General features: G+C 69.1%; 3 protein-coding genes. All 3 read left to right on the top strand.

All coding sequences use genetic code 11. The features are described from left to right. Nucleotides 1-18 precede the first annotated feature (18 nt). On the top strand, nucleotides 19-363 hold the full coding sequence (locus J0J01_RS32650) for an XdhC family protein (RefSeq protein ID WP_296387823.1): 345 nt from the start codon (nucleotides 19-21) through the stop codon (nucleotides 361-363). Continuing rightward, nucleotides 360-1064 carry an XdhC family protein gene (locus J0J01_RS32655; RefSeq protein WP_296387821.1) on the top strand — a complete coding sequence of 235 codons (705 nt, stop codon included), beginning with the start codon at nucleotides 360-362 and terminating at the stop codon, nucleotides 1062-1064. Before J0J01_RS32650 ends, J0J01_RS32655 begins: the two co-directional genes overlap by 4 nt. 16 nt (nucleotides 1065-1080) lie before the next feature. Further along, nucleotides 1081-2642: molybdopterin-binding/glycosyltransferase family 2 protein (locus tag J0J01_RS32660; protein ID WP_296387822.1), on the top strand; the 1562-nt coding region annotated here is incomplete at its 3' end.

The raw sequence follows: 2642 nt of genomic DNA on the forward strand, positions 1-2642 counted from the left end.
CGGCGTGAGAGATCGACGATGCTGGAGCGAGACGAGGACATTCTGCGAGCGGCGCAGGAGTGGCTCGAGGCCGGGCAGGGCGTTGCGCTGGCGACGGTGGTGGAGACCTGGGGCTCTGCGCCGCGTCCGGCCGGCTCCAGCCTCGTGATCAACGACAAGGGCACGTTTCTGGGTTCGGTGTCGGGCGGCTGCGTCGAGGGCGCGGTGGTGCTGGAGGCGCTGGACGTGATCGCGAACGGGCGGCCGAGACTGCTGGAGTTCGGCGTCGCCGACGAGACGGCGCTTGGCGTCGGGCTGTCGTGCGGCGGCACCATCCGGATTTTCGTCGAGAAGATCGAGGCCGGCGAGGCGGAGCGGGCATGAAGCGCGCGGTGCTGAGCGAGCTCAATGCGGAGCGCACCGCGCGCCGCGCCGTCATCGTCATCACCGATGTTGTCAGCGGCGAGCAGCGTCTTGTCAAAGCGGCCGGGATCGCGGGCGATCCGCTGCACGAACAGCTTGCGGCGCAGTTGCGGACGGGCAAATCCGGGATCGTCGAAGTCGATGGACGCAAGCTGTTCCTGAACGTCTACGCCCCGACCGCGCGCCTGGTCATGATCGGCGCGGTCCATATCGCCCAGACCCTCGCGCCGCTGGCGCAATCGCTCGGCTACGACGTGGTCGTGATCGATCCGCGCACCGCGTTTGCCGCGCCCGAGCGCTTTCCGGGGATCTCGCTGTTCGCCGACTGGCCCGATGTGGCGCTGCCGCCGCTCAAGATCGACCGCTATACGGCGCTGGTCGCCATGACCCACGATCCGAAGATCGACGATCCGGCGTTGCTGCACGCGCTCGAGCGGGAATGCTTCTATATCGGAGCGCTCGGCTCGCGGAAGACCCATGCCAGGCGCCTGGAGCGGTTCCGGGCCCGGGGAGCCGGCGAAGCGGCTCTGGCCCGCATCCATGCCCCGATCGGGCTGCCCATCGGAGCGGTATCTCCGGCCGAAATAGCGGTCTCGATTATGGCGGAAATCACTGCTAGTTTACGGCTTCCGCCCCGGCCGGAGCGAGCCGGAGGCGCGTGACAATGGAGTTCCCCGCATGAAGTTCGGTCCCGTTGCACCCCAGGATGCGATCGGCGGCGTCACGGTTCATGCGATCCGGCAGGAGGCGCTGGTGCTGAAGAAGGGCACCCGGATCGGCCGCGAGGAGGCCGAGGCGCTGATCCGCGCCGGGGTGCGCGAGATCGTGGTGGCGCGGCTCGACGAGGGCGACGTGTCCGAGGACGCCGCGGCGTCGGGGATCGCCGAGGCGCTCGCCGGCGAGGGGGTGAGCATCGAGCGCGCCTTCACCGGCCGCGCCAATCTGTTCGCCTCGCAGGCGGGGGTTCTGCTGGTGGACCGGACCACCGTCGATCGTCTCAACCGGATCGACGAGGCGATCACGTTCGCGACGCTGCCGGCGTTCAAGGCGGTGGTCGAAGGCGAGATGATCGGCACGGTGAAGCTGATCCCGTTCGGGGTCGAGGCCAGGCTGCGCGACCAGGCGGTCGCTGCGGTGAGGCGCGGCAAATTGCGGGTGGCGCCGTTCAAGGTGAAGAAGGTCGGCGTGGTGTCGACCATGCTGCCGGGCCTTGCGCCCAAGGTGATCGACAAGACCGTGCGCGTCACCCAGGAGCGGCTGGCCCCGGCCAATGCCGCCATCATCGCCGAGCGCCGCATCCGGCACGATCAGGCGGCGCTGTCGGCGGCGATCCGCGAACTGCTGGCGCTCGGCGCCGAGCTGGTGCTGGTGTTCGGCGCCTCGGCGATCGCGGACCGGCGCGATGTCATTCCGGCGGCGCTGGAGGATGTCGGCGGCCATATCGAGCATTTTGGCATGCCGGTGGATCCGGGCAACCTGATCCTGATCGGCAATGTCGACAAGGTGCCGGTGATCGGCGCGCCGGGCTGTGCGCGCTCGCCCAAGGAAAACGGTTTTGACTGGGTGCTGATGCGCCTGCTCGCCGGTCTCAAGGTGAAACGGGCCGACATCACCGGAATGGGCGTGGGAGGTCTGCTGATGGAGATCGTGAGCCGCCCGCAGCCGCGCACGGCTCCGTCGTCGGACGACAACAACATCGCGGCGGTCATTCTCGCCGCCGGACGGTCGACCCGGATGGGGGGGCGCAACAAGCTGCTCGCCGAAGTGGGCGGCCGGAAGCTGGTCCGGATCGTCGCCGAGCAGGTGCTGGCCTCGCGCGCGTCGTCGGTCGTCGTGGTGACGGGCCATCAGCGCGAGGAGGTCGAACAGGCGCTCGCCGGACTGAACGTCAGGTTCGTCCACAATCCGGCGTTTGCCGAAGGGCAGGGCGGTTCGGTCAGGGCCGGCATCGACGCGGTCCCCGAGAGCGCCGACGGCGCGGTGATCTGCCTCGGCGACATGCCGCTGGTCGATGCCGCGATGATCGACAGGATGATCGAGGCGTTCTCGCCGGGCGCGGGCTCGCTGATCGTGGTGCCGGTCAGCAATGGGCGGCGCGGCAATCCGGTGGTGTGGTCGCGGCGCTATTTTGGCGATCTCGTCAAGCTCGACGGCGACTTCGGCGCGCGGCATCTGATCGTGCAGCACGCCGACGCCGTCACCGAGGTCGAGGTCGGCGGCCCCGCCGCCTTCCTCGATAT

This window comes from Reyranella sp., from assembly GCF_017305915.1.
Classification (GTDB): Bacteria; Pseudomonadota; Alphaproteobacteria; order Reyranellales; family Reyranellaceae; genus Reyranella.